Origin of the sequence: Christensenella sp. (assembly GCF_034927525.1) — a bacterium.
In the GTDB taxonomy this organism is placed as follows: domain Bacteria; phylum Bacillota; class Clostridia; order Christensenellales; family Christensenellaceae; genus Christensenella.
The window spans coordinates 1-25,660 of record NZ_JAYFPU010000010.1 but is presented as its reverse complement, the minus strand read 5'-3'; the positions used below and the strand labels follow the sequence as shown (position 1 = coordinate 25,660).

The following is a 25,660-nucleotide window of genomic DNA, read 5'->3' as shown; positions in this document are numbered from 1 at the left end:
GCAAGAAAGCGAGGAAACATTGATGAAGCACAAGTATGAGAGGACGACTGTGTCGATCACGAAGGTCAGGGATGAAAAGATATATGAGGCAGTCAAGGCGGCTGTCGACCTGGTCGGGGGGATGCAGCGATATGTGAGAAAAGGAGCCGAGGTAATGCTCAAGCCGAATCTGGCGTATCCTTATCCGCCGCCGGCGACGACAGACCCGCGGGTCGTGAAGGCGGTTGTTAAGCTGTGCTTTGAGGCGGGGGCTTCTAAGGTGTATATCGGTGACAGCTCGGCTTATTCCTGCAAGAAGATACTTGGCGTGGGTCGCTGGACAAACTGGGACGTGATCGAAAAGACGGGAATGGCAAAGGTCGCGGAGGAAACGGGCGCGGTCATCGTGGATTTTGATGAGGACGAATTTGTGATGACGCAGATTCCGGACGGCGTGATCCTGCAGGAGGCGCCCATTGCAAAGCGGATGCTGGAGACGGAAGTGATCATCAACATTCCGGCGCTGAAAACGCACTTTGAAACGCTTGTGACGCTGGGCCTTAAGAATTACCATGGCATTTTGCCCGATCATTACAAGGTACAGTGGCACAAGGACGAGATCATGCAGAAGATCATCGATCTGCACAAGGTCGTGAAAACGGACTTGACGATCCTTGACGGCATGGTCGCGATGCAGGGCTTAGGCCCGCGCTGCGGAACGAACGTACAGATGGATTTGATTATGGCTTCGGCGGACATGGTGTCGCTTGACGCGGTCGCGAGCGAGGTTATGGAGATCGGCGCGGACGAGGTGGAATCTATCCGTATCGCGCGGATGCAGGGCATCGGAAACGGTTTTATGGATAACATCGACATTGTGGGCGAAAAGCTTGACGATGTGAAAAAGAAATTTGACCGGCCGGATGTTTCGATCGACGGGATATATCCGGATTTTCAGATCATCAAAGGCGGACCGTGCGTGCATTGCTACGGGCGTACGAAGATCATGTTAGACGATCTGCTGGCGGAAAACTTTCCGGACAATGCGAATGTGACGAATGTATTTGTGGGCATCAACCCCAAGCAGATACCGGTGGAGCAGATCAAGGGAAAGGCACTTTTTATCGGCGACTGTGCGATCAGCACGGCGGCAAACCTGCGCTATGCATTAGGAGACCGCGCGATCTGTGTGGACGGCTGTCCGCCTATTGCGTCTGTGCACCGCGAGCTGGATAAACTGAGAGCAGAGCAGGAGAAGAAAAAATGATTTTAGAGATTGGTAGCATCAATGTAGACTATATCATCCACAATAAACGGCTGCCTGTGCCGGGAGAGACGATCTATGGAAAAGGCGTGACCATCATGGGCGGCGGCAAGGGCGCAAACCAGATCGCAGCTGCGGCGCGCCTGGGCGCAGAGACCGTGCTGTTGAGCAAGATCGGCGGGCTTGACCATTACAACGATACGGTGATGGACGACCTTAGGTGGGCAAACGTCAATACGGATTTCGTGGAGACGGTGCCTGACGTGTACAGCGGTTCCGGGTATGTGCTTGTCAACGAGACGGGACAGAACTCGATCATCATCATACTGGGTGCAAATGGAGAAATCACGCCTGCGTATGTGGACAAAAACAAGGCGTGCATGGACAGGGCAAAAATCTGCATGGTGGAGTTTATGATCCCTATGGAGACGTGCGAGCACGCGATCAGGACGGCGAGAAAGCAGGGCATTGTGACACTGGTGAATCCGGCGCCGTCAAGCCCCATCGACGACAGTTTTTATCCATATATCGACATTATCACCCCCAACGAGATCGAGGCGGCGGACTTTTGCGGGTTTGCGATCACAAACGAGGAGAGCGCTTCTGAGGCGTGCACGTTCTTCCATAATAAGGGCGTGAAAAACGTGATTATCACGATGGGCAGCCGGGGGGCGTTCGTATCAGACGGCAAGGAACGGATGATGGTCAATAGCTATAAGGTGAATGCGCTTGATACGAGTGGCGCGGGAGACTCTTTCAACGGCGGGTTTGCGTATGCGTACTGGCGAGGGTGCGATCTTTTCACGGCGGCGCATTTTGGCAACGCGGTGGCTTCGCTTTCCGTACAGCGTGTGGGCACGATGAAGTCTATGCCTACGCTTGTCGAGACAGAGCAGGTTATGAAGCTCCCAGTACTTTGATCAGAAATATATGGTAGACGGTGGGGAAATCGTGTTACCGGAGGATGAGATAGAAATGGAATTGCGTATTGAAAAACTGAAACAGGAATCTGTCGCTGTGGAGCAGGAGGTCTGCGTGCAGCGTGCGCGGTATCTGACCGAGGCGTATCGCTTACATAAGGCGGATCCAATGATACTGCGGCGGGCAAAGGCGCTGAAAAATGTGCTTAACAAGATGACGCTGTTCATCGAGGACGGACAGCTTTTGGCGGGCAATCAGGCGGGCAAGCTGCGTGCTGCGGCGATTTTTCCGGAGTATTGCGTCAATTGGATATTCGAGGAGATCGACGAGTTGGAAAAACGTCCGGGCGACCGATTTAAGGTTGCGCCTGAGACGAAGGCTGAACTGCTTGAGATCGCGGAATGGTGGAAGGGAAAAACCTTAGAGGACAGGTGTCAGGCCACGTTGCCCCTCGATGTGAAGGACGCGTATAAAGCAAGCGTGCTTTCTGCGAATGGCAACATGACGTCGGGCGACGGACATATTATGCTCGATTTTGAAAAGATACTTAAGATCGGCGCGGCGGGCGTTATTGCGCAGGCAAAGGAAAAACTGGATGCGCTTGATTTGACCGATCCGAAAAACCACCACAAACGTATTTTTTATGAATCGGTGATCGTTGCTTATGAGGGTGTGATCGATTTTGCGCGGCGGTATTCTGCGCTTGCAAAAGAGTTGGCGGAAAAGGAAACGGATATAAAACGCAAGCGGGAGCTTCTCAAAATAGCGGAGGTTTGCGCGTGGGTGCCCGAGAAGGCGGCACGGACGTTTTACGAGGGGCTGCAATCGGTGTGGTTTGTGCATTTGATCTCGCAGATCGAATCGAACGGGCATTCGATGTCGTTTGGACGGCTGGATCAGTACATGTATCCTTATTATAAAGAGGATATCGCGCAGGGCAGGATCACTCCTGAAGAAGTGGTGGAGCTGCTGTCGTGTTTGTGGATCAAGGCGTTCGGCGTTATTAAGATCAGGCCGTGGTCGCACACACGCTTTTCGGGCGGCGGCCCTACATACCAGAACTTGACGCTTGGCGGCATCACACCGTCCGGCAGGAATGCGGTCAACGACCTTACGATGCTGTGCCTAGATAGCGTGGGCAGGACGCAGCTGCCGCAGCCGAACGTATCGGCACGATACAATAAGCTGAACCCGGACGCATACCTTGAAAAATGTATCGAGATCATTAAGCTTGGGTTTGGGATGCCGGCGATGCATTCGGACGAGCTGATGATTGAATCGCTGATGAGCCGCGGTATTACAAGGAACGATGCGAACAATTATGCGATCGTGGGCTGTATCGAGCCCATCATCCCGGGGAAATTCGGTTATCGCTCGGCGGGCATGAGCTTTACGAATTTCTCGAAGATATTGGAGCTTACGCTCAACAAGGGAAAAGACGAGGTGACGGGCATCGTACCGCTTGCGGCGGCAAAGGACCTGGCAACATATAACAGTAAGGACGAGATATTAGCAGAGTTTGCTCGGCAAATGAAGTATTTTGTCAGGCTGCGTGTAACGGGCGAGCATGTCATCGATTATGCGGTAGAGGAGCTTGTACCGGAGGCGTTTTGCTCGGGACTGGTGAGCGATTGTATCGGTCGCGGAAAAACGGCGAAAGAGGGCGGAAGCATATACGATATGGTCACGGGGCCGGAAACAGGTATTGTGAACGCGGCAAACAGCTTAGAAGCGATCGACAAGCTGGTATTTGAGGAAAAGAAGATCAGCGGGGACAAGCTACAGGAAGTATTGAAAAGCAATTTTGAGGGCACGGAGGGCGAGAACGTCCGCCAGATGCTGCTCAATAAGGCGGATAAATTCGGCAACGACGCGGACGACGTGGACGAGCTGGCAAACGAGATATACCAGATATTTATCGACGAGCAGGCGAAGTATAAGACCACGCGTGATGGACGCGGGCCGATCGGCTGTTTAAGCTATCCGTGTACGGCGACGATCTCAGGCAATGTACCGAGCGGCGTTAACGTGATGGCGAGCGCGGAAGGACGGTTTGCAGGAGAGCCGCTTACCGAAGGCTGTTCCCCCTACCACGGGACGGACAAGATCGGGCCGACGGCGGTGCTGAAATCAGTTGCGAAAATGCCTAATTTCCTGATCACGGGGGGGAACCTTCTAAACCTGAAGTTTGCACCGGATGCACTTGCGACGCACGAAGGCGTTCTTAAAATGATGGGGCTTTTGAAAACATTTTTTGACCTGAAAGGCTGGCATGTGCAGTTTAATATCATTTCCTCGGACACGCTAAAGGATGCGCAGAAAAAGCCGGAGGAATACAAGAGTCTGGTGGTGCGTGTGGCGGGGTACAGTGCGTTGTTTAACGACTTAGAGCCCCGGACGCAGGACGACATTATTGAGAGGACAGAACACAATCTATAAGATTGGGAATTGCAGGGTTGGGGATGGAAACGAAAAAGAAGGGTACGGTTTTTGAGATCGAGCGCTTTGCGATCAACGACGGGCCGGGCATACGGACGCTGGTGTTTTTGAAGGGCTGCCCGCTTGCGTGCACATGGTGCAGCAACCCGGAATCGCAGGTCGGCGGGCCGCAGATCATGTGGTGGAAAACGCGGTGCTTAGGCTGCCTGCGGTGTGTGGAGGTTTGTCCGCACGCAGCGATAGCGGCGGGGCCGGGCGGCATTGTGATCGATAAAGAAAGATGTACCTACTGCGGGTTGTGTGCGCAGGGGTGTAACGCGGAAGCGCTTACGATGGTAGGAAAGGTCATGTCTGTTGAGGACGTGATGCGTGAGATCAGCAAGGATGAGGGCTTTTATGAGAACTCCGGAGGGGGCGTGACCTTTTCCGGAGGGGAAGCATTTGCGCAATATCCTTTTTTACTGGAGCTTTGTAAGACAGCGAAAAAAAGAAGATATCATACCTGTATCGAGACCACTGGATATACTGACTGGGAAAAGCTGAAGGCCACGGCAGAGTACATTGATATCTTTTTATATGACCTGAAATGTATGGATGATGAGGTGCACAAAAAGGTGACCGGCGTTTCTAACACGCTGATCCTGGAAAACTATATCCGGTTGAAAAAAACGAACGCAAACATAATCGTCAGGGTACCGGTCATCCCGGGCATCAATGACGATGATGAAAACTTTCGCAAAATGGCAACGTTTCTAGCGAAACACAGCCCGGGGTGCAGGATCGACCTGCTACCTTACCACAGGCTCGGGATATCGAAGTATGAACGCCTGCGCATGGGCTATGAACTGCCGGACTTAGAGCCTCCCCCGGAAAAGAGGATGGATGAAATCAAGGCTTTTTTGGAAAAGGAAGGTTTTGCGGTAGGGATCGGCGGAAAATAGAAAGGGAAATAGGATGGCTGAAAAACTGAAAGTCGGCGTGATCGGATATGGCAAGATGGGCAAGGTGTATGCGGACTGGTTTTCAAGGAATGAAAACTGTGAGGTGTGCGCGGTATACAACCATTCCGCGAAGCGAAAAAGCGAAGCGGCGGCTGAGCATCCGGATGCGGTATTCTATGAGGACTGGCGCGAGATGATCGAGCAGAGCGGCGCGGACATCATCGGCATTTGCAGCCCGACAAGCGAACGGATGGCACAGATGGAGTGTGCGATCCGAAACCACAAGCACGTGATCTGTGAAAAGCCGGTCTGCATGGACATGGACGAGTTAAGCGCGCTTGATCGACTGCTTGAGGGATATGACAAGAAATTCTGCGTGGCCTCTGAGCTGAAATTCCATCCTGTGATCCGCAAGGTAACGGAGCTGCTGCCGCGTATCGGGACGCTGTTTTATATCGATTTCCACTATTCCATGTACCGCACGGAAATCAAATGGAAGCATCTGTACCAGTCGGGAGGCGGCATACTGCGCGAATTGGGGCAACACCTCCTTGATGTGGCGACCATCTGGCTGGGGCAGCCGCAAACGGTCTACGGACGCAATATGATCGTGATGCCTGGGCGCGAGGTGGAGGATGTGACGCTTGACCTGATCACCTATGAGAGCGGCGCTATCGTGAATCTGGTTAGCCACTATTTTGACCGCACGGCAAACACGTACCGCGGTAGCATCTATGGCACGCGCGGGCAGATCGATTTTGAACTGAGCTCGTATGATACGGATGTGCGCCATGTCACGCTGTATGCGGAGGACAGTCCGGCGCAAACAATAGACGTGGCGCTGCCGGAGTCGATCGACAGGATATACCCCGGGCATATGGATTCGTTTGAGACGGAGATCGGGCTGTTTGTGGACGAAATACGCTCGGGCAAACCGTTCACGAACGACCTCGGCAACGAATTTACCAATATGAGCCTCATTGACGGCTCTTATTTATCGGAGCAAAGGAAGCAGCCTGTAAGTCTACCTATCCGCTCTTTTTCCAGCGGGACTCTAAAGGATGTTTACACAAAATTTGAAAGCAAATAAACCGGAACACATTCCGGCATAAGCGAGGAGATATGAATATGAAAAAGTACACGGGGCAGGAAATCAGGGAGCTTTTTGCACGCGCGGACAGCGAAGGCTTTGCGGTACCGATGTTCAATTATTCGGATATGTGGGACTTAAAGGCGATCGTCGCGGCAGCGGAAGAGCTTCGTGCGCCCGTTATGGTGGGGGTAGACCCGCCGGTATTTGAAGATATCGGATATGAGATGTGTGCTGCGATGGTGGACGTTGTCACAAAAGAGGCGAGCGTGCCCATCATCCATCATTTGGATCATTCATCCTCTGTGCAGGAGTGCAAAAAAGCGATCGATTTGGGGGTGTTCTCTGTGATGATGGACTCTTCGCACAAGCCGATCGACGAAAACATTGCCGACGTACGCGCGGTGACCGACTATGCGCGGGAAAAAGGCGCGTATGTGGAGGCAGAGATCGGCAGGATCCGCGGGGAGTCTTCTTATGAGACATCGTATACAGGAGACGATTACCTCTTTATTTTGGATGAGGCGGTGAAACTGGTCAAGGAGGCAAGACCGGATGCACTGGCGATCGGCATCGGCAATGCGCACGGATTTTATGTGGGTAAGCCGGAGCTCAATTTTGACAAGTTGAAGGAAGCCAATGATGCGCTTGACGCATTCCTTGTGCTGCATGGCGGTACGGGCATCCCAGAAGAAGACATTCGTCGCGCGATCAAGGGCGGCATCAATAAGGTGAATGTAGGAACGGCGGTCTATACGGCTTACATGAACGGGGTACGCGATAAGCTGATGGCGGACGGAGAAAACCAGTTCACGCTGGAGGTCATGCCTGTGGGGGTCGAGCGCTGCCGCCAGGCGGTCATGGAATGGATTAAGACGTGCATGGCTGACGGAAAGGCGTAAGGAAAAGGGTGTGCAATGGACCTGTATTTTGATTGTGCGTGGGGGATTAGCGGGGATATGACGATCGCGGCGCTTCTTGATAGCGGCGCCAGCTTTGAGCGGCTTAGCAGGGAGCTGCGGAAATTGTTGCTTGCCGGATATGCGCTGCGCTATACAAAAACAGAAAAGGACGGGATCGTTATGAGCGACTTTGATGTGCTCATCGACCCGGACGCATACGACAACCGTGTACAAAGAAATTATTATGACGTGCGGAAGCTGATCGGGCAAAGCCCGTTTTGTAAAGAAGTCAAGCGGAGGGCGTGCGCAGTTTTGGAGATCGCAGCCGATTCGCAGGCCAAAGCGCACAAAACGACGAAAAGCGGCGTATATTTCCATGAAACGGGCGCGATCGATTCGATCGTAGATATCGTAGGCACGGCGATATGTTTAGAAGACCTTGGTGCGGGACACATTTTTGCTTCACCGCTTACAGAAGGAAAGGGAATGATACGGTACAGGGCCGGGCGCCTCCCGGTGCCTGTGCCTGCAACAAAAAACACACTCCATGACCATCACATCCCGTATGATGTGACGGACGTGGAGCAGGAGCTGATCACACCGACGGGCGCGGCGATCGCCGCGGCGCTTTTTGAAGATTTTTTCCCGAAGCAGCAGCTTAAGGAAAAGGGGTACGGCATTTTAAAGAGTGGAATAGGCGCGGGCAAGCGGGAATACGGAAAAGGCGGATTTTTGCAATGCCATGCGCTGATATAAATATTGAAATTTGTAAGGGAGGTCTAGTATGGACACGAGGGTTCAGGGCTTAAGGGAACTGGCCATGCAGCAAAAGCCTGCTTTGTGCAGCGAGCGTGCGCGGTATTATACGCGTTCGTGGCAGCAGACAGAGGGCAAACCGGTGGCGATCCGCAGGGCGCTTGCTTTAAAGGAAATTCTGGAAAACCAGCATGTGTTTATTGAAAAAGGCGAGCTTATTGTGGGAAACCAGGCGGGGATACCCAATGCGGCGCCTATTTTTCCGGAATATGGGATGGAATGGTTGTTAGGTGAGCTTGGGTGCATGAACGACCGTTTGCTTGACAAGTTTGAGGTGTCCGTAGAAGCGGCACAGGAGCTAAAGCAGCTTGCGCCTTACTGGCAGGGAAAGACGCATTTTGACAAATGCAAGGAAGAACTGTCACTTGTGATGCCGGAGGAATATCAGGATGTGTGGGACGCGGCACACGGGAGCTTTAACGGTACGGTCACGAATTCAGGCAGAATGACGACGGGCGACGGACATGTGATCGCCAATTTTGAAGACACGATCCGCAGGGGTCTGCGCTCGGTGATCGACGAGGCAAAGGGATATATTGCAAAATGTGACGAGGACAGGGGAAAGAGCGAAAACGTCAAGAAGAAAATTTTCTTGAAAAGCGCGGTCATTTCCATGGAAGCGGCGGTTACGTTTGCAAATCGGTACGCAAACGAGGCGGAGCGCATGGCAAATGAAGGGATCATGGACGCGCGGGAAAAGCAGGAGCTGCTTGAAATCGCGCGGGTATGCCGGAAGGCGCCGGAGTTTGGCGCGCAAACGTTCCATGAGGCGCTGCAAAGCTACTGGATGATCCATCTGATCCTGCAGATAGAATCCAACGGGCATTCGATGTCGTTTGGACGGTTTGACCAGTATATGCAGCCATACTATGAAAAGGATGTGCAGGCGGGCAGGCTCACGAGGGAGCAGGCTCTTGTTATGCTGCAATGCTTCTTTCTAAAATGTAACCAGATCAAGAAGATACGCGCGATGAGCCATACGCGCACGATGCATGGATATCCGATGTTCCAGACACTGACCATTGGCGGGCAGAAACGCGACGGAAGCGACGCGGTAAACGACATGAGCTATCTGGTGCTGGAGGCAACGGGCACGGTAAGGATGCAGGAGCCGACGACCATTGCGCGGCTGCATCCGGGCACGCCCAACGAATTTGCTATTCAATGCGCAAAGACCGTCGTTACGCATGGTGGCGGACAGCCGGGGCTTTTTAACGACCAGGTCACCATTCCTATGCTGATGAGCACGGGCGTGACATTAGAAGACGCACGCGACTGGGCGGTGGACGGCTGTTGTGAACCCATCGTGCCCGGCAAGCATAACACGATCAATGGAGGCTGCTGTCACATCAATTTGCTCAAGGTTCTGGAAATGGCGCTTGACGGCGGCAGGAACAGGCATACGGGAACGCGCGTGTTGCCGGAGGAAAAGACGCTTGCCGAAATGAGAAGCTATGAAGAAGTGGAAAAGGCGTATCGCAGACAACTCGAATTTTATGTGTCAATGATACCAATGTTCGACGAGGTAACTTCACGCGCGCATGCGGAGCTGACACCCTGCCCGTTCCTTTCTTCCGTGCTGGATTATCGGCTGGAGATCGGAAAAGACGTCGAAGAAGGCGGCGGCCCGAATTATAACAATACGCTGAGCATCTGCCACGGGGCGATCAACGTAGGGAACGCGCTGTATGCCCTGAAGGAAAAGGTGTTCGAAGAAAAGGTATGTACGCCGGGGGAAATGTATGAGGCGCTTCATGCAAACTGGGAAGGCGAGAAAAACGCGCTGCTCCGCAGGAAGATGCTGGACGCGGATAAATACGGCAACGATGAGGACAGTGTGGATTTGGTGGTGCGCGAGTCGCTTAATTGGTATTTCAACGAGATACGTTCGTATACGCCCGCGCGGGGCGGTACGTATTGCCCATCGCCGCAAACGCTGAGCGCGAATGCCTATAAGGGCGAAGAAATCGGCGCGACGCCGGACGGCCGCTATGCGGGCAGCGTGATGGCGGACAATGTATCACCCGAGGCGGGGACAGACTTGTCTGGCGCAACGGCGGCGCTGAAATCCGTGGCGAAGGTGGATCACATTTTGGCGACAGACGGCACGATCCTCAATATCAAGCTACACCCGACCGCAGTGAGCGGGGAGGAACGGCTGCAAAAGTTTGTATCGCTCGTGCAGACGTATTTCAACCTGCAGGGCTTTCAGGTACAGTTCAACATCGTTGCGGCGGAAACGCTGCGCGCGGCACAGAAAGAACCGGACGAATACAAGGGACTTGTCGTCAAGGTTGCAGGGTACAGCGCATTGTTTGTGAATCTCGATCCGCATTTGCAGGATCAGATCATTGCGCGCACCGAGCATCAAATCTAAGAGGCAGCATTGGGGGACATATGGAGTTTGGATTACAGACGGAGGGAAATGTTTTTAACATAGAGCGGCACGCACTGCATGACGGGCCGGGCATCCGGACGCTGGTGTTCCTTTCCGGATGCCCGATGCGGTGCAGGTGGTGCAGCAACCCGGAATGTATGAGCGGGCAGTCGCTTTATGTCTGGGATAACCAGTGTACGCATTGCGGCGCGTGTATCGCGCACTGCCCAAAACACGCCATTGTTTTTAAAAACGGCAGGGTCGTGACGTTGCGCGAGAAATGTAACCTGTGCGGACAATGCACACAGTATTGCCCGCAGGGCGCACGCGAGATGACGGGTAAAAGGATGTGCGTGGGCGAGGTGCTAGAAATCGTAAAAAAGGATATGCCTTTTTATGTTACGAGTGGCGGGGGCATAACGCTTTCCGGCGGGGAGCCGTTCTTCCAGAAGGAATTCGCGTTCGCGCTGCTTGGCGGGGCAAAAAGTGCTGGTATGCATACGGCAGTGGAGACGTGCGGGGCGGTATCATGGGAAACGCTTGCGGAGGCCAATGAACTGGTAGACCTGTTCTTGTTTGACTTAAAGCATACGGACGCTAAAAAGCACAGGGAATATACGGGGACAGAGCCGGATGGGATCATGGAGAACATAAGGCGCTTGAGCGAAGCGGACGCCAGCATCACGGTGCGTATCCCGGTGATCCCGGCATTCAATGATACAAAAGAGGAGATCGGGAACATTGTTTCGTTTGCCGCAGGCCTGAGAGGCGTAAAGCGGATCGACCTGCTGCCCTTCCATAAGCTGGCGATCTCTAAACACAACGCGCTTGGCAGCGTTTATCCGATGGTGGACGCGCAGCCACTCAGTCAAAAGCAGATAGCAGGGCTTGAACAGGAAGCAAAGAAATATTTTGAAAATGTACACGTAGAGGTCTAATCAGAAAGGATGCGGCAATGAAAAAGGTGGATGTGGTTTCGATTGGGGCGATCAACTGTGATATCATCGCGTTTGTTTCGAAATTTCCGGAGGCGGAGCAGAAGATCAATTCGACGGAGCTTGTAGAACCGAAGGCCTCGGGTGTGGCGCTTGACTGCCTGACGATGATAAACAACCTAGGGCTTTCGTGCGGGCACATCGGCAAGATGGGAGAGGACGAATACGCAGCTTGCGCACAGCGTGACATGAAGGAAAGCGGGATCGATTTTTCTTACAGCAGTGTTGTGAAGGGAGCGCGCAGCTCGCTTGCGTGGGTGATGGTCAACAAAAAAGACGGCGAGCGCTGCCACATCATGCACCCCATGTGCGGGGAGGGAATGATCGGCAGCGAGGATATCCGCGCTGCAAATGAATATATCAAGGGCGCAAAAGCAGTACACATGGAAATGCTGCAGATGCCGATGGGGCCGCTATACGAAGCGGCGGAGCTATGTCGCGAAAACGGAGTGGTCACCTCCATGGATATCGATATCGCGCCGCGTTTTTTGTATGAATACAAGTATGCCGATCCGGCGCTTTTGAAAAAGACGTTTGCGTGCGTAGATATCATCAAGCTGTGTAAGGACGCAGTGCAGGATCTAACGGAGGAAACCGACCTCTTGAAGGCGGCGAGCGACATTGCACAGAAATACGACAATAAGGTGCTGATCGTAACGGACGGCGATAAGGGATGCGTGGTTGCGTGGCGTGAAGGCGATATGGTGCGCAGTGCATTGGTGAGTGGGTTTACCGATACGCCTGTTGTGGACACGACGGGCTCGGGTGATGCGTTTGCGGGAGGATTTTTGTACGGATACTTGAACGGCTATCCGATAGAGAAGGCGGCGCAGCTTGGGAATGCCTGCGGATATTTGAAGGCGCTCAACATCGGCGCGCGCAATATGCCAAAACGTGAAACGGTGGAAGCGTTTTTAAGGAAAAAAGGATGGGATTCGCTGTGAAAAAGCTGGTGATGCGCACCGCTTTGTGATATAATACCAACATAAAGAGAAACAGGGTTTGAGTATGCTGGTAGTGGTGATAGACGGTCAGGGCGGCGGTATGGGAAGAAGCATCGTCGAACGGCTGCGGGCGGAGCTGCCCGATGTTGAGCTGGTCGCAGTGGGCACGAACGCCACGGCGACTGCGAATATGCTAAAGGGCGGACAGGCGCAGGGAGCGACGGGCGAAAACGCGGTGCTCTATAACTGTGCGCGTGCAGACATTGTGATCGGGCCGATCGGTGTGTTTTTTGCAAATGCGATGCTTGGCGAGGTCACACCGCGTATGGCAGAGGCGCTGGCAACCTGTGCGGCGGAGAAGATCGCTATCCCTGTTTCGCGGTGCCACATCAATATTATGGGGCTGAAGGATCATGCGCTGTCGGCGCACATCGCCGAGGCGGTAGAAACGATCAAACAATTAAATAACAGGTCTTAAGCAAGGGGCAGCGGCTTTCAGGAAGGAAGCCGGGACGCGGGAATGCGTCCATTCAAAATCCCGATAGAAAAAATAAGACCGGACAGTGAATACTAAGTCATGAAGAGTTAGCGTTTTTCGAAAAGAAAACAAACGATTCATGGCTTTTTTGTTGGAGCAAATACAGATGGAAGAATGGGAAGAAATCGTAGGCAGGCACAGAAGCGCCTATGAAAAAATGACATTGCAGGACGCGGTGAAGCTTGTTTATCAAAACGAGTTTGGCGCAGAGCACCTGCTTGCGGACGAGGCGGCGGCACACGATATGCTGGCGCATGAATATGATGAAATAGGTGGGCACCGGTGCGAAGCGATGTTTGAACCGATCGGCAACGGCCTGTGCAGGATGCACATGAACGCGGCGGGATTCGATCAGACGGATTTGTTTTTACTGGAAAAACTGTTTTTTCGTACGGCAGGCAAAAAGCGTGGGAGCCGCGCGGCGCTTTTGCGGAAGTTGAAACGGCTGGGGCTGTTCCGTTTTTACGGGATGCACAAAGGGGCGGACGCGGTGAGCGAGCTGGCAGACTATGTGAGGACAGGCGTGCCGAGCATACGTCACAGCAGGGAATTTCGCGAGGCGTACCAGCCGCACTACCGTGTGGTGGAGCAAAAATACGCGGATTGTTATGCTGTGCTTCGGTGGATCGCACAATATAGAGAGAAGGAAAAGTGCGTGATCGCCATTGATGGACGGTGCGGGAGCGGGAAAACGACGCTTGCGCAGCGGATACAGGAGATATTTGGCTGCGGCGTGATACATATGGATGATTTTTTTCTGCCGCAGGACATGCGGACAGAGAAGCGAATGTCAGAGCCGGGCGGGAACGTGCATTACGAACGGGTCAAAGACGAGGTGCTAAAGCCGCTTTGCGCAGGGGTAACCGTGCGCTACCGCCCGTATGACTGTATGGCAGGTGTGCTGGGGGACGCGCGGGAAATACAGGACAGGGATTTGAATATAGTGGAGGGCGCATATGCACTGCACCCCGCGCTGCATGAATATTATACGGACAGCATGGTACTGGACGTGGCAGAAAAGGTGCAAAAAGAGCGGATCGTGCTGCGTGAAGGAAATCTGGGCGCAGGGGTGTTTTTTGAAAAATGGATGCCGCTCGAGCAGCGTTACATTGACGGATGCGGCATATATGAACAGGCCGGAGCGATATTTGAAAGCGGTGCGGACGGCAGCATAAAAAAGATTGCAAAGCAATTGAAATATACAGAAAAAGAGAGGGAGAAAGAGAATGAAGAATGAAACAAAGAAGTTGGTAGCGGCGGCACTGTGCCTCGCGGCGGGGATGCTGCTGCCTATGGTGTTCCATGCGTTTGGCGGTGGAGCGGGGCAGGTGTTTTTGCCCATGCACATTCCGGTACTGGTGTGCGGGCTGATCTGCGGATGGAAATACGGCGGAATATGCGGTTTTATACTGCCGCTGCTGTCATCTTTTGCGACGGGCATGCCGCCGCTTTATCCGATTGGCGTTGTGATGATGTTTGAGCTGTGCGTGTATGGCATCGTGAGTGGACTTTTGTATCGCAAACTGAACGTATATCTGGCGCTTATCGGCGCGATGCTCGCGGGCAGGGTTGTTTCAGGGCTTTTGAACACGATCCTACTGGGAATGGCAGGCACGCCGTACAGCTTTGAGATTTTCCTGACCAATTCGTTTGTGGTCGCGCTGCCGGGTATCATCATCCAGATCATCGTGATCCCGATTTTGGTGATGCTGCTGAAAAAGACAGGTTGGCAGTTTGACAGGGAACCTAAGCTCAAAACCGCGTAGATAGAGAAAACAGAGGGCTTTTCCGAAATTGGGAAAGCCCTTTTTGGATGGGGAAAAACATAGATGGATTACACATATGTGAAAAAAGCTTATGCAAGATTGACAATTTATTAAAATGGGACTATTATTTTGATAAAGCTTGTATCAAAAGGTTTAATTTCCCGTTCAATCGTTTTTTGAGTAATTCAGCGCCGAGATGGCGCTTTTTTTATGCGTTTTTTTAGTGAATGAAAAAGTAATCATTTTCGTTCGCAATGGATTATGAACGTAATATCCGGATGCTTATCACAAAACAATTCGTTTGACGGCGGACAAGAACAGCGAAAGAACGGAGGAAAAACAGATGAATGATACCGATTTTAAAAACAGGGAAGCGATCGATACGGGGGCGGTGTTTGAAGGATGCGCCGTATACCGCAGCGCGCGGCTCGACAGGCTGCGCAGCAGGATTTTTGAGGCGGTGCCGGAAATCGAATCGTCCCGCGCACGGCTGGTGACGCAAAGCTATATGCAGACGGAGGGCGAGCCCGTCGTACTGCGCAGGGCAAAAGCGCTTAAAAACGTGCTTGAAAATTTGGACATCCGTATTTTGGACGGAGAGATGATCGTGGGGGAGATCGGCACGCGCGATCGTTGTGCGCAGGTATATCCGGATTATGCGATCGACTGGTTTGTTGAGGAGCTGGACGGCAAGCCCCACCGCTTTAACGAGCGTCCGGGGGACAAATTCATCATCAGACCAGAAGACGAAAAGGTGATACGAGAGATCGCGCCTTACTGGAAGGGAAAGACGCATAAGGATCATGTGCTTGCGAGGATACCCGGGGCGGCGTGGGAAGCGTACGAGATCGGCATGATCGACACGGATTACCTAATCATCTGTGCGGAGGGGCACGTTACGGTTAACTTAAAAAGGGTGTTAGGAGAGGGGATTGGGAATTTCCGCAGGCGGGCGGAAGCGGCGATCGAAGCGCTTGACCTTTCTGTGCCGGAAAACTTGAATAAACTGCCGTTTTTGCAGTCAGTGCTGATCAACTGCGACAGCATTGAGCTGTTTGCAAAGCGCTATGCCGCGCTGGCGCGGGAAATGGCGGACAAGGAAGCGGATGTGGAGCGCAGGCAGGAGCTGCACAAAATTGCAGACGTATGCGCGCATGTGCCGATGGAACCGGCACGCGACATCCATGAGGCAATCCAGTCGATGTTTTTTGTAAACCTCGTGCTTAATATTGAAGGGAACGGCAGCGCGTTTTCGTTTGGGCGAGTAGATCAGAAGCTCTATCCTTACTATAAAAAAGCGATGGAAGACGGTGTGAGCGAAGACGACATCAAGGAGCTGTTTTCAAACATGATGCTTAAGATGTTCCAGATCACGCGCGTACTTGACTGGCAGAGCACGGCTTCGTTCCGCGGCTATGTGGTGGCGCAGAACATGACGATCGGCGGGCAGGATCGTTTGGGGCGCGACGCGACCAACGAGATGACGTACCTGATTCTGGAATGCCAGGCCATGATGCAGCTCAATAATCCGATGTCGGCAAGATACCACGACCGTGCCTCAAACCGCTATATGAACGCGGTTTTGGACGTCAACAAGCTGGGCGGCGGGCAGCCGGCCTACTACAGCGATGAGAACTATATCTTAGCGCTGGTGAACCGCGGGATCGCTTTGCAGGACGCGTACGATTATTCATGCGTGGGATGCGGCGAGCCGCTTATCGAGGGCAAGCAGAGCAACCGCCCCGACGGGGCGGCGTTCGTCAACATGACAAAAGCGCTGGAGCTGGCGATGAACGGAGGGACAGACCCGCGGACGGGCAAGTGCCCGCATAAGGGGACAGGCGACCTTACGACGTTCGAAAGCTATGACGAGTTGTATGAAGCGTTTAAGGAGCAGATGCGCTATTACATCCGCCAGCACGTGATCTATGATAATACACTCGATTTGGCGACGGAATTCGGCATTGCCGATCCGCTCATGTCTATGCTGATCGACGATTGCATCGAGCGGGGCAAGACGGTCAAGGAGGGCGGCGCAATCTATGATTTTTGCGGCCCGCTTTATATGGGCGTTGCAAACACAGGCAATTCGCTGGCGGCAATCAAAAAGCTGGTTTTTGACGACCGGGTACTCAGCGGTGAAGAGCTGATGCATGCCCTCAAGACAAATTTTGGAGATATGACGAGCGTGCCGAGCGGCGAGGAGATACGGCAGATGCTGCTGCGGGCGCCAAAATACGGCAATGACGACGACTATGTGGACGGCATCATGAGCGATTATTTGAATTTTGTATTTGAAGAGGAAGTGAAATACCATACCACGCGTTATGGACGTGGGCCGATTGGCGGCGTGTGGGTACCTTCGACGAACACGGTTTCATCCAACGTGCCATTAGGGGAGATCGTCGGTGCGACGCCCGACGGGCGCAAGAGCGGAGAACCGCTTGCGGACACGACCTCCCCCATGCACGGGACGGACATCAACGGCCCGACGGCGGCCTTAAAGTCGGTGGGAAAGATACCCAACCTGCTGCTTTCGGGCGGGACGCTTTACAACATGCGCGTTGACCCTAAGACGATCGAAACGCCGGAGGCGCGGGAACGCTTTATCGCCATGCTGCGCACGTATCTGGGAGACTTTAAGGGACAGCACATCCAATTTAACATGATCGACACCAAGGTGCTGCAGGCAGCCAAGGAAAACCCGGAGCAGTACAAAGACCTGATGGTGCGTGTGGCGGGGTACAGCGCGCTGTTTACGGCAATCGACGAGGCGCTGCAGGACGACATCATCGCGCGTACCGTGCACACGATCTAGTGGCGGGGGGCAGGATGATAAAAGGAAAAATATACAATATTGAACGCTATCACATGCACGACGGGTCGGGGATACGCACTATCGTGTTTTTGAAGGGCTGCCCTCTAAGCTGCCCGTGGTGCTGCAATCCGGAATCTCAGTCTATGCAAGACCAGCTGGCGTTCAGCAAACATAAGTGTGTGGGCTGCGGACGGTGTATCGCGGCCTGCCCGCGGGAGGCGATCTCTGCAACAAAGGGCGGAATATTGACGGACAGGGACTTGTGTACAAACTGCGGGGCGTGCGTAAGCAAATGCTTTTATGACGCGCGGACACTGTTTGGACGGGATATGACAGTGGACGAGGTGATGGACGAAATCGCAAAGGACAGGGAGTATTATGTCCGCTCGGAAGGCGGCGTTACCTTTTCCGGCGGTGAAGCGACGATGCAGCCGGATTTTGTGAGGGAGTGCATCAGGCGGTGCAGCTTGGAATTCATCGATACCGCGGTGGAAACGTGCGGCGCGACTTTGTGGGCGCCCTTCTGGCGGGCGCTTGAATATGCGGGAGAGGTATTGTTTGATATCAAAACGCTGAATGAAACACAATTTTGCACATTTTCCGGTTGTTCTGTGGAACGGGTGTTGGAGAACCTGAAAAAATTGCGTGAAAACAATAAAAACGTCAGGTTGCGCTGTCCGATCGTTCCGGGTTTTAACCAGAATAAAGATTTTATTAGACGGGTGATTGCCCTTGCAAAAGAAAACGGCATCAAGCGGATCGACCTGCTGCCCTTTCACCAACTGGGCAGTTATAAATATCAGGCGCTTGATATGGAATATTCGTTGGCAAATTTAAAGACGCTTGACCGCAAGGAATTAGAACCGCTCGCACAGATGGTGCACGAGGCGGGGCTCCTGTGTGTCGTGGGCGGATAAGGGGGATGTTGAATATGGAAAAATGCATTATGAAGCTTGAAAACATCACAAAAAGCTTTTTTGGCAATCAGGTACTGAAAAATGTGGATTTTGATGTGTATGCGGGCAAGGTACATGCATTGGTCGGAGGAAACGGTGCGGGAAAAAGCACGCTGATGAAGATACTTACCGGCGTTTATGCGCGCGACAGTGGCAGCATGACATTCTGTGGGGAGGAAGTGGACTTTAAGAGCTATAAGGACGCTTTTGGGCATGGGATCGCTATGATCTTTCAGGAGATGAGCAGCGTGCTGACGCTTAGCGTCACTGAAAATATCTTTTTGAACAATGAGATACTCAAGCATAAATGTATCCTCAACAAAGAACAGATGCGCAAACGCGCGCTTGAACTGCTTGCGCTGCTTGGCGTGGACATCGACCCGGACGTGACGCTTGGAAAACTGACCGTTGGTGAGCGGCAGATGGTGGAGATCGTGAAGGCGCTCTCGGGCGACGCGCGTATCCTCGTTATGGACGAGCCGACGGCCTCCCTTTCGACCAAAGAGGTGGAAAATCTGTTCGGCATCATTGAAAACTTAAAACAACAGGGAATCGGCATCATCTATATATCGCACCGTATGAACGAAATTATGTCGATCGCGGACAGTGTGACGATATTGCGTGACGGGCAGATCGTGGCGGAGCTTAACAGCGGGGAGCTTTCCATCGAAAAAATGATTACACATATGATGGGCGAGGAAAACAGCACGTCGTTTGAGTGGCATCCGCCGAAAAACGCTGCATTTGACGAAACGATTTTAGAAGTTGATGGACTTCAAGTGGACGGCTGGATCAAGGATATATCCTTTCAGCTGCATAAGGGCGAGGTGATTGGCTTTGCGGGGCTTTTGAGCAGCGGACGCACGGAGATACTGGAAGCGCTTTTTGGCATCCGCAGGACGCAGGAGGGCAAGATCACCGTGCTGGGAGAGGAAAGGCCTGTGAAATCCGTAAAGGACGCTATCAGGGCGGGATTTGGCCTTGTGCCGGAGGACAGGCGCACAAAGGGACTGGTGCTTATGCACTCGGTGAAGGACAACCTGACGCTCCCCGTTTTGGAGAAAATGAAGAAGGGGCCTTTTCTGGATCAGAAAAAGATGGAGCAGGCGACGCGCTACAGCATCGACGAGCTTGCGGTCAAGGCAGATTCGATTGACCAGATGATCCGGCTCTTATCCGGCGGCAACCAGCAAAAGATCGTTGTCTCTAAGTGGCTGCGTTCGGATATGAAGATCATGCTTCTCGATGAACCGACGGCGGGGGTGGATATCAGCTCTAAAAAGGAACTGATTGCGACGATACGCAAATTTACCAACGAGGGGAACGGGGCGATCTTTGTTTCGTCGGAGCTGCAGGAACTGATGGCGGTATGCGACAGAATTTATATCCTGAAAAAGGGCAGGATTATCAATGAGCTAAGACATGAAGAAATAGAGTCAGAGGAGGTACTACAAAATGCAGTCCAGCAGTAGGAGTTTGTTAAAAAAGTTTGATTTACAAAAAGGGATCGTGTATATCGCGATCATCGTAGCGTTTTTGGTCTTTACGATCACGCTTGGGGACACGGGCTTTTTAAAGCCCCTCAATCAGGTGAATATCCTGCGGCAGATGAGTACGATCGGCATTATGTGCTTTGGCATGGTGTTCGTGATCGGCTGCGGGCAGATCGACCTGACGGTGGGCGCGAACGTCGCCATGTCGGGTATTGTTGCGGCGCTCGTTATGCAAAGCGGCGGCAATGCTTTTGTAGCCGTACTGGCGGCGCTTGGGACGGGGGCGCTGATCGGCTTTGTCAACGGTGGGATACTTGTGGGGACAGGGCTGCCCTCGTTTTTGATCACCATCGGCACGATGACGATTTTAAAAGGCCTTTCTCTGTGGCTGGCCAACTCCCAATCGATCCCGATCTATGACAAGACATATTCTGAAGTGTTTGGAAACGGCACGGTGTTCGGCATACCGGTCATGATCGTCTGGTGCATCGTTTGTCTTGTTATCGCATTCATATTATTGAAAAAGATACCCTTTGGGCCGAAGGTATTGGCTGTGGGCGGAAACGAACAGGCTGCACGCTATTCCGGCGTGAACGTAAAGGACATCAAGCTGAAGGTGATGCTTTTGAGCGGGCTGTTCTCGAGCTTTGCGGGCATCCTCTATTCGGCAAGGCTGGAGGCGGCGAACTATGTATACGGCGACGGCGCGGAGATGAACGTCATCGCGGCGGTGGTGCTTGGCGGTACGAGCATGAACGGCGGCGTAGCGACGATCGTGGGAACGTTTATCGGCGCGTGGATGATGGCGATGATCGACAACGGTCTTGTCATTGCGGGGATGTCTGCGTCGCAGCAGATGGTCATTCGCGGGATTGTTGTGATCGCGGCGACCGCTCTTGGAACGATCAGCACGCTGCGTAAGGGAAAAGAATAACAAAGGATTGGCCTTCCGGCTTATGCGGGGGTTGATATAAATAAGAAAAAACAGGAGGAAGAAAATGAAAAAGACAGTGGGACTCATTTTGGCAGTGATGCTCGTTTTGACGTGTATTGCGGGATGTACGGCACCGGCAGCGCAGTCGTCTGCCCCGGCGGAATCGTCCGCGCCGGCAACGGAAGCATCCGCGGCACCGACGGAGGCAGGGACGGAATCGTCCGCACCTGCGCAAAAGGCAAGCATCGACCTGCCGGACATGGAAACGCCCAATGAATGGGTGGTGCGTTTTGACGGTGTGGAGCCTGTAAGCGTGAACGACTTCAAGCTGACAGACGAGCAGGCGGCAAAGATCAAGGAAGGAAAGCTGACGGCGGCGCTTGTCATGCATACGACGGGCGAATCTTATTCCGCGGCGGTGGTAGATGGCGCGACAAAAGCGGCGGAGGAGCTGGGCATCGAGATCGTTGCGCAGACCAATTGCGACTGGAAGGCGGAGCAACAGGCAACGGATCTAGAAAGCGTGCTGGCCTTAAATCCTGATATCGTCATCATCATGCAGGTGGATGTGGAAGCGATGACACAGCAATTAAAGGGTGCGCAGGCAAACGGTACGTCCATGGTTTACTTCGATAACATCAATGCAAACCTCGCAGAAGAAGATTACGTAAGCCTCGTGACGACAAACACCTATGGCGCGGGCATGGAATGTGCAAAGGACATGGCACAGCAGCTTGGCGGAGAGGGCAAAATCGCAATGTTTAGCTGGACTGCTCCCAATCTCGGCAACAAAGCGCGCGACCAAGGCTTCCGCGATTACATTGAAAAGAACTTCCCGAACATCGAGATCGTGACACAGGAAGGATATACAGAAGCGACAGATTGCGCAGCCCTCGCGGACGGTGTGTTTGCGAAGTACCCTGATCTTGACGGCGCGTATGCCCAGTGGGACGTTCCGGCGGAAGGCGTGATATCCTCTGCCAAGAGCGTGGGGCTTGGCGATGATTTTGCCGTGACATGCGTTGACCTTGGATACAACGTGGCAAGGATCATGGCGGAAGGCGGCATGGTAAAGGGCATTGGCGCACAGCAGCCGTACAGCGTAGGGTATCACTGCATGATCGCAGGCGCGCTTGACGCGGTTGATGAAAGCGTTCCCAAGATGGTATTGATCGACCCGATCAATGTGACACAGGAAACACTGGCAGAGTCGTGGCCTGTTATCTATAATCAGGAGCTTCCGAGCGACATTGCTTCTTTGATGAAGTAAGAGGGCAGTACAAACAAAACAGGCGTTTCCGTTGGAACCGCCTGTTTTTTGATGTTTTCATTCGCAGGGAGATGCGTTATAATGAAGCATAAGCTTTGGAAAGGACATGTTATGAACAGGACGGTACTCATAACAGGCGCTTCCCGCGGGATTGGACGCGCGACGGCGCTGGCGTTTGCAAAAGAGGGCTATAACGTACTGATAAATTACCGTACGCACGAACAGGATGCACAAGAGCTGCGAGACGGGCTGCGGGCGCTTGGTGCTTCGGCGGAGATGGTGTATGCTGATGTTTCAAAGCGTGAAGACGTGGACGAGATGTTTGCCTATGCGCGTGAACTGTTTTTTCGTGTGGATGTGCTGGTCAACAATGCGGGCGTCGCCCAGCAGAAGCTGTTTTCGGATATTACGGAGAGCGACTGGGACAGGATGTTTGACATCAACATCAAAGGTATGTTCCATTGTGCGCAGGCGGCGCTTTCCCAGATGGTCAGTGAAAAACGCGGCAAGATCATCAATGTATCTTCTATTTGGGGGATTGCGGGGGCATCGTGCGAGGTGCATTATTCGGCCTCCAAGGCTGCGGTGATCGGTTTTACCAAGGCGCTTGCAAAAGAGGTGGGCCCGTCGGGCATACAGGTCAACTGCGTTGCGCCCGGTGTGGTGGAGACACAAATGAACGCGGCGCTCGACACGGACACAAAGGAGGAGCTGCGGGAAGAAACGCCGCTCGGCTGCATCGGGGAGCCGGACGACATCGCGCAGGCGATCTTGTTTCTGGCGGAGGAGCGGAGCAAATTTATTACGGGGCAGGTATTGAGCCCCAATGGCGGTATCGTGATATAAAGCGCACGTAGTATGGCGCATTTCTGCGCTAGGAAGGTGTGCGTTTATAAAATATAAAATCTTATGGAGGGAAACATCATATGAGAATCGAAACGAAATGCCTGCATGAAGGATGGAAGCCTAAAAACGGGGAGCCGCATGCGCTGCCTATTTACCAATCCACGACCTTTGATTATGATTCGACGGAGCATATCGGCGACTTGTTTGACTTGAAAGCGGCGGGATACTTTTATACGCGCCTTGCGAACCCGACAGTCGGCTATGTGGAAGAAAAGATCGCTGCCTTAGAAGGCGGCGTAGGCGCGATGTGTACCGCGTCCGGACAAAGCGCGAACATGATCGCTATTTTGAACATCATGGACGCGGGCGATCATATGGTGTGTGCCTCTGAAATTTACGGCGGGACGATCAACCTGTTTGGCGTTACGCTCGAAAAGCTGGGCATTGAGACGACGTTTGTTGACCAGAATGCGCCGGATGAGGAAATCGAGAAGGCATTTCGCCCCAATACCAAGCTTGTGTTTGGGGAAACGATCGCCAACCCCGCTATTTCAGTCTTTGACATCGAACGGTTTGCCAAGCTGGCACATGGGCATGGCGTTCCGCTTATTGTGGACAACACGTTTGCAACGCCTATCCTGTGCCGCCCGTTTGAATTCGGCGCGGACATCGTGACGCACTCCACATCCAAATACATGGATGGGCACGCGGTGCAGCTCGGGGGCGTGATCGTTGACAGCGGTAACTTTGACTGGAAGGATTATCCCGGTCTTACACAGCCGGATGAAAGCTATCACGGCACCGTGTATACAGAAACGTTTGGCAAGCTTGCGTACATCACAAAGGCGCGTGTACAGCTGATGCGCGATATTGGTGCAAGCCCCACGGCGCACGCGGCATTTTTACTCAATCTGGGGCTTGAAACACTTGCGCTGCGCATGGAACGGCACACTGCAAACGCGTTTGCCGCCGCGAAGTTTTTGAAATCGCAGGAGCAGGTGCACAGCGTGAGCTATCCCGGCCTTGTGGGCGACAAATACTATGAGCTGGGGCAGAAATACCTGCCGGACGGCGCGAGCGGTGTAATCGCTTTTTCCTTAAAGGGCGGCCGTGACGCGGCAATCAAATTTATGGACAGTCTGGAGATGGCCTCTAATGTGGTACATGTGGCGACCGTGAAAACGTGTGTACTGCATCCGGCGAGCGAAACGCACCGTCAGCTCAATGACGAGCAGCTTGCCGCGGCGGGCATCACGCCGGGTATGATCCGCCTGTCGGTGGGCATCGAAAACATAGAGGATATATTGGACGATTTGAAGCGCGGATTCGCAAGTATCTGACGCAAATACGTACAAAAAGAGGCTTAGCAGCAATGCAAAGCCTTTTTTTGTGCGTCATTTTGGGGAGCAGCGGTACTCTCTGGGGGAGCAACCGATCCGCTCGCGAAAGAGCTTGCTGAAATAGCTGAGGCTATTGAAGCCCGACATGGTCGCGATGGTGCTGACGGGCAGGCCGGTATCTGAAAGAAGGGCGGCGGCGCGCTCTAAACGGTAGGTGATCAGCAAATCGACAGGTGTTGTGCGCAGGACGCGCTGAAAGGAACGGCAGCATTCGCTTTTGCTCAGGTTGATGGCGTTGCTGATGTCGCTTAAGGAAATATCATCGGCATAGTGCTCGTGTATGAAGGCCAGCGCCCGCTTGATGCGCAGGTCGTCGTCTGCGCCCGAACGCGGCGCGGGGGAAGAAGCGTTGAAAACATTTTGCAGGAGCAGCAGCCATATATGGCACAGTGCGTTGCGCATATCGAATTCGAATCCGAAGGAGGGCTTTGACGATACGCTGCTAATATGGTCCAAGTGGCTGAGCGCCTGCTTTTGCCACGCAACGGGTGGACTAAGCTTTGCATATTTGACCGCCGTATCGCCGATGTGGGGAAGCACGTATTTGGTTGACAATAGATCGAACCCGCTGCTCAGAAGGCGGGGGTTGACCGCGACGGTAAACAGGGAGGAAGTGTCCCCGCGCAGCGGACGGATACAGTGCAGTTGGCTGCTATTAATGAACAGACCCTCGCCCTCCTGCAAAACAACGGTCTCTTCCGCTATGGAAAATTCAGTCGCGCCGCGGCTTGCGACAGCGAACTCGATCTCTGCGTGCCAGTGCCACGGGATGCTGCCGCGCTGCCACGGGATATTGCCGCGACGGCAATGCTCGATCTGGTCGAGATAGATGTCGAGGGAAGCGTCCTGATTCAATTTGCACAATGTCTGGTCGCTGGATAAATATGTGATGTGCATAACGATACCTCGCTACGATAGTGACAATTTACGGCAATATATTGATGTACATTTTTGTCTGCCGTTATTATAAT

21 protein-coding genes are annotated in these 25,660 nt (G+C 53.2%); 20 read left to right on the top strand and 1 reads right to left on the bottom strand.

Annotated features, from left to right (window positions below):
• Positions 1-22 precede the first annotated feature (22 nt).
• The 20 genes from VB081_RS00370 (at position 23) to VB081_RS00275 (ending at position 24,629) form a co-directional block, all read left to right on the top strand.
• Positions 23-1,246, top strand: a complete 1,224-nt coding sequence (locus VB081_RS00370) for a DUF362 domain-containing protein (protein ID WP_323398884.1) — start codon at positions 23-25, stop codon at positions 1,244-1,246.
• Entirely contained in the window at positions 1,243-2,163 is a 921-nt protein-coding gene (gene rbsK, locus VB081_RS00365) for a ribokinase (protein ID WP_323398883.1), read from the top strand. The genes VB081_RS00370 and rbsK overlap by 4 nt, the downstream gene beginning before the upstream one ends.
• 55 nt (positions 2,164-2,218) lie before the next feature.
• Positions 2,219-4,603 (top strand): glycyl radical protein, encoded by a 2,385-nt coding sequence (locus tag VB081_RS00360; protein WP_323398882.1) that lies wholly within the window; start codon positions 2,219-2,221, stop codon positions 4,601-4,603.
• Positions 4,604-4,626: 23 nt separating this feature from the next.
• Positions 4,627-5,544: a glycyl-radical enzyme activating protein gene (locus VB081_RS00355; protein WP_323398881.1), complete on the top strand. Its 918-nt coding sequence runs from the start codon at positions 4,627-4,629 to the stop codon at positions 5,542-5,544.
• Between the two features lie 13 nt (positions 5,545-5,557).
• Entirely contained in the window at positions 5,558-6,634 is a 1,077-nt protein-coding gene (locus tag VB081_RS00350) for a Gfo/Idh/MocA family protein (protein ID WP_323398880.1), read from the top strand.
• A gap of 38 nt (positions 6,635-6,672) precedes the next feature.
• Positions 6,673-7,536, top strand: a complete 864-nt coding sequence (locus VB081_RS00345; protein ID WP_323398879.1) for a class II fructose-bisphosphate aldolase — start codon at positions 6,673-6,675, stop codon at positions 7,534-7,536.
• 15 nt (positions 7,537-7,551) lie between these two features.
• Positions 7,552-8,292 (top strand): LarC family nickel insertion protein, encoded by a 741-nt coding sequence (locus VB081_RS00340; RefSeq protein WP_323398878.1) that lies wholly within the window; start codon positions 7,552-7,554, stop codon positions 8,290-8,292.
• Positions 8,293-8,320: 28 nt separating this feature from the next.
• Positions 8,321-10,729 carry a glycyl radical protein gene (locus VB081_RS00335; RefSeq protein WP_323398877.1) on the top strand — a complete coding sequence of 803 codons (2,409 nt, stop codon included), beginning with the start codon at positions 8,321-8,323 and terminating at the stop codon, positions 10,727-10,729.
• 20 nt (positions 10,730-10,749) lie between these two features.
• Positions 10,750-11,667 carry a glycyl-radical enzyme activating protein gene (locus VB081_RS00330; RefSeq protein ID WP_323398876.1) on the top strand — a complete coding sequence of 306 codons (918 nt, stop codon included), beginning with the start codon at positions 10,750-10,752 and terminating at the stop codon, positions 11,665-11,667.
• Between the two features lie 17 nt (positions 11,668-11,684).
• Complete coding sequence (locus VB081_RS00325; protein ID WP_323398875.1) at positions 11,685-12,668, top strand: carbohydrate kinase family protein; 984 nt, start codon at positions 11,685-11,687, stop codon at positions 12,666-12,668.
• Between the two features lie 64 nt (positions 12,669-12,732).
• Complete coding sequence (locus tag VB081_RS00320) at positions 12,733-13,146, top strand: DUF3842 family protein (RefSeq protein ID WP_323398900.1); 414 nt, start codon at positions 12,733-12,735, stop codon at positions 13,144-13,146.
• A 166-nt stretch (positions 13,147-13,312) separates the two neighbouring features.
• On the top strand, positions 13,313-14,443 hold the full coding sequence (locus VB081_RS00315; protein ID WP_323398874.1) for a uridine kinase family protein: 1,131 nt from the start codon (positions 13,313-13,315) through the stop codon (positions 14,441-14,443).
• Positions 14,433-14,972 carry an ECF transporter S component gene (locus tag VB081_RS00310; RefSeq protein WP_323398873.1) on the top strand — a complete coding sequence of 180 codons (540 nt, stop codon included), beginning with the start codon at positions 14,433-14,435 and terminating at the stop codon, positions 14,970-14,972. The genes VB081_RS00315 and VB081_RS00310 overlap by 11 nt, the downstream gene beginning before the upstream one ends.
• 343 nt (positions 14,973-15,315) lie before the next feature.
• Positions 15,316-17,790, top strand: coding sequence for a glycyl radical protein (locus tag VB081_RS00305; protein WP_323398872.1), 2,475 nt, complete (start codon positions 15,316-15,318; stop codon positions 17,788-17,790).
• Between the two features lie 14 nt (positions 17,791-17,804).
• A complete protein-coding gene (locus VB081_RS00300) occupies positions 17,805-18,707 on the top strand; it encodes a glycyl-radical enzyme activating protein (RefSeq protein ID WP_323398871.1) in 903 nt (300 codons plus the stop codon).
• A gap of 14 nt (positions 18,708-18,721) precedes the next feature.
• Positions 18,722-20,218, top strand: coding sequence for a sugar ABC transporter ATP-binding protein (locus VB081_RS00295; RefSeq protein ID WP_323398870.1), 1,497 nt, complete (start codon positions 18,722-18,724; stop codon positions 20,216-20,218).
• On the top strand, positions 20,202-21,173 hold the full coding sequence (locus VB081_RS00290; RefSeq protein WP_323398869.1) for an ABC transporter permease: 972 nt from the start codon (positions 20,202-20,204) through the stop codon (positions 21,171-21,173). Before VB081_RS00295 ends, VB081_RS00290 begins: the two co-directional genes overlap by 17 nt.
• 64 nt (positions 21,174-21,237) lie before the next feature.
• On the top strand, positions 21,238-22,443 hold the full coding sequence (locus tag VB081_RS00285; protein WP_323398868.1) for a substrate-binding domain-containing protein: 1,206 nt from the start codon (positions 21,238-21,240) through the stop codon (positions 22,441-22,443).
• Positions 22,444-22,524: 81 nt separating this feature from the next.
• A complete protein-coding gene (gene ymfI / locus VB081_RS00280) occupies positions 22,525-23,289 on the top strand; it encodes an elongation factor P 5-aminopentanone reductase (protein WP_323398867.1) in 765 nt (254 codons plus the stop codon).
• A gap of 80 nt (positions 23,290-23,369) precedes the next feature.
• The gene (locus tag VB081_RS00275; protein WP_323398866.1) at positions 23,370-24,629 is read left to right on the top strand and encodes an O-acetylhomoserine aminocarboxypropyltransferase/cysteine synthase family protein; all 1,260 of its coding nucleotides are present in this window, start codon (positions 23,370-23,372) and stop codon (positions 24,627-24,629) included.
• Between the two features lie 54 nt (positions 24,630-24,683).
• On the opposite strand, the gene VB081_RS00270 is transcribed toward VB081_RS00275, so the two are convergent.
• Entirely contained in the window at positions 24,684-25,586 is a 903-nt protein-coding gene (locus VB081_RS00270) for an AraC family transcriptional regulator (RefSeq protein ID WP_323398865.1), read from the bottom strand.
• Between the last annotated feature and the right edge of the window lie 74 nt (positions 25,587-25,660).

Excerpts from the sequence above, each read along its gene's own strand:
- VB081_RS00370 (WP_323398884.1), top strand. The coding sequence starts at position 23 with ATGAAGCACAAGTATGAGAGGACGACTGTGTCGATCACGAAGGTCAGG.
- rbsK (WP_323398883.1), top strand. The coding sequence starts at position 1,243 with ATGATTTTAGAGATTGGTAGCATCAATGTAGACTATATCATCCACAAT.
- VB081_RS00360 (WP_323398882.1), top strand. The coding sequence starts at position 2,219 with ATGGAATTGCGTATTGAAAAACTGAAACAGGAATCTGTCGCTGTGGAG.
- VB081_RS00355 (WP_323398881.1), top strand. The coding sequence starts at position 4,627 with ATGGAAACGAAAAAGAAGGGTACGGTTTTTGAGATCGAGCGCTTTGCG.
- VB081_RS00350 (WP_323398880.1), top strand. The coding sequence starts at position 5,558 with ATGGCTGAAAAACTGAAAGTCGGCGTGATCGGATATGGCAAGATGGGC.
- VB081_RS00345 (WP_323398879.1), top strand. The coding sequence starts at position 6,673 with ATGAAAAAGTACACGGGGCAGGAAATCAGGGAGCTTTTTGCACGCGCG.
- VB081_RS00340 (WP_323398878.1), top strand. The coding sequence starts at position 7,552 with ATGGACCTGTATTTTGATTGTGCGTGGGGGATTAGCGGGGATATGACG.
- VB081_RS00335 (WP_323398877.1), top strand. The coding sequence starts at position 8,321 with ATGGACACGAGGGTTCAGGGCTTAAGGGAACTGGCCATGCAGCAAAAG.
- VB081_RS00330 (WP_323398876.1), top strand. The coding sequence starts at position 10,750 with ATGGAGTTTGGATTACAGACGGAGGGAAATGTTTTTAACATAGAGCGG.
- VB081_RS00325 (WP_323398875.1), top strand. The coding sequence starts at position 11,685 with ATGAAAAAGGTGGATGTGGTTTCGATTGGGGCGATCAACTGTGATATC.
- VB081_RS00320 (WP_323398900.1), top strand. The coding sequence starts at position 12,733 with ATGCTGGTAGTGGTGATAGACGGTCAGGGCGGCGGTATGGGAAGAAGC.
- VB081_RS00315 (WP_323398874.1), top strand. The coding sequence starts at position 13,313 with ATGGAAGAATGGGAAGAAATCGTAGGCAGGCACAGAAGCGCCTATGAA.
- VB081_RS00310 (WP_323398873.1), top strand. The coding sequence starts at position 14,433 with ATGAAGAATGAAACAAAGAAGTTGGTAGCGGCGGCACTGTGCCTCGCG.
- VB081_RS00305 (WP_323398872.1), top strand. The coding sequence starts at position 15,316 with ATGAATGATACCGATTTTAAAAACAGGGAAGCGATCGATACGGGGGCG.
- VB081_RS00300 (WP_323398871.1), top strand. The coding sequence starts at position 17,805 with ATGATAAAAGGAAAAATATACAATATTGAACGCTATCACATGCACGAC.
- VB081_RS00295 (WP_323398870.1), top strand. The coding sequence starts at position 18,722 with ATGGAAAAATGCATTATGAAGCTTGAAAACATCACAAAAAGCTTTTTT.
- VB081_RS00290 (WP_323398869.1), top strand. The coding sequence starts at position 20,202 with ATGCAGTCCAGCAGTAGGAGTTTGTTAAAAAAGTTTGATTTACAAAAA.
- VB081_RS00285 (WP_323398868.1), top strand. The coding sequence starts at position 21,238 with ATGAAAAAGACAGTGGGACTCATTTTGGCAGTGATGCTCGTTTTGACG.
- ymfI (WP_323398867.1), top strand. The coding sequence starts at position 22,525 with ATGAAGCATAAGCTTTGGAAAGGACATGTTATGAACAGGACGGTACTC.
- VB081_RS00275 (WP_323398866.1), top strand. The coding sequence starts at position 23,370 with ATGAGAATCGAAACGAAATGCCTGCATGAAGGATGGAAGCCTAAAAAC.
- VB081_RS00270 (WP_323398865.1), bottom strand. The coding sequence starts at position 25,586 with ATGCACATCACATATTTATCCAGCGACCAGACATTGTGCAAATTGAAT.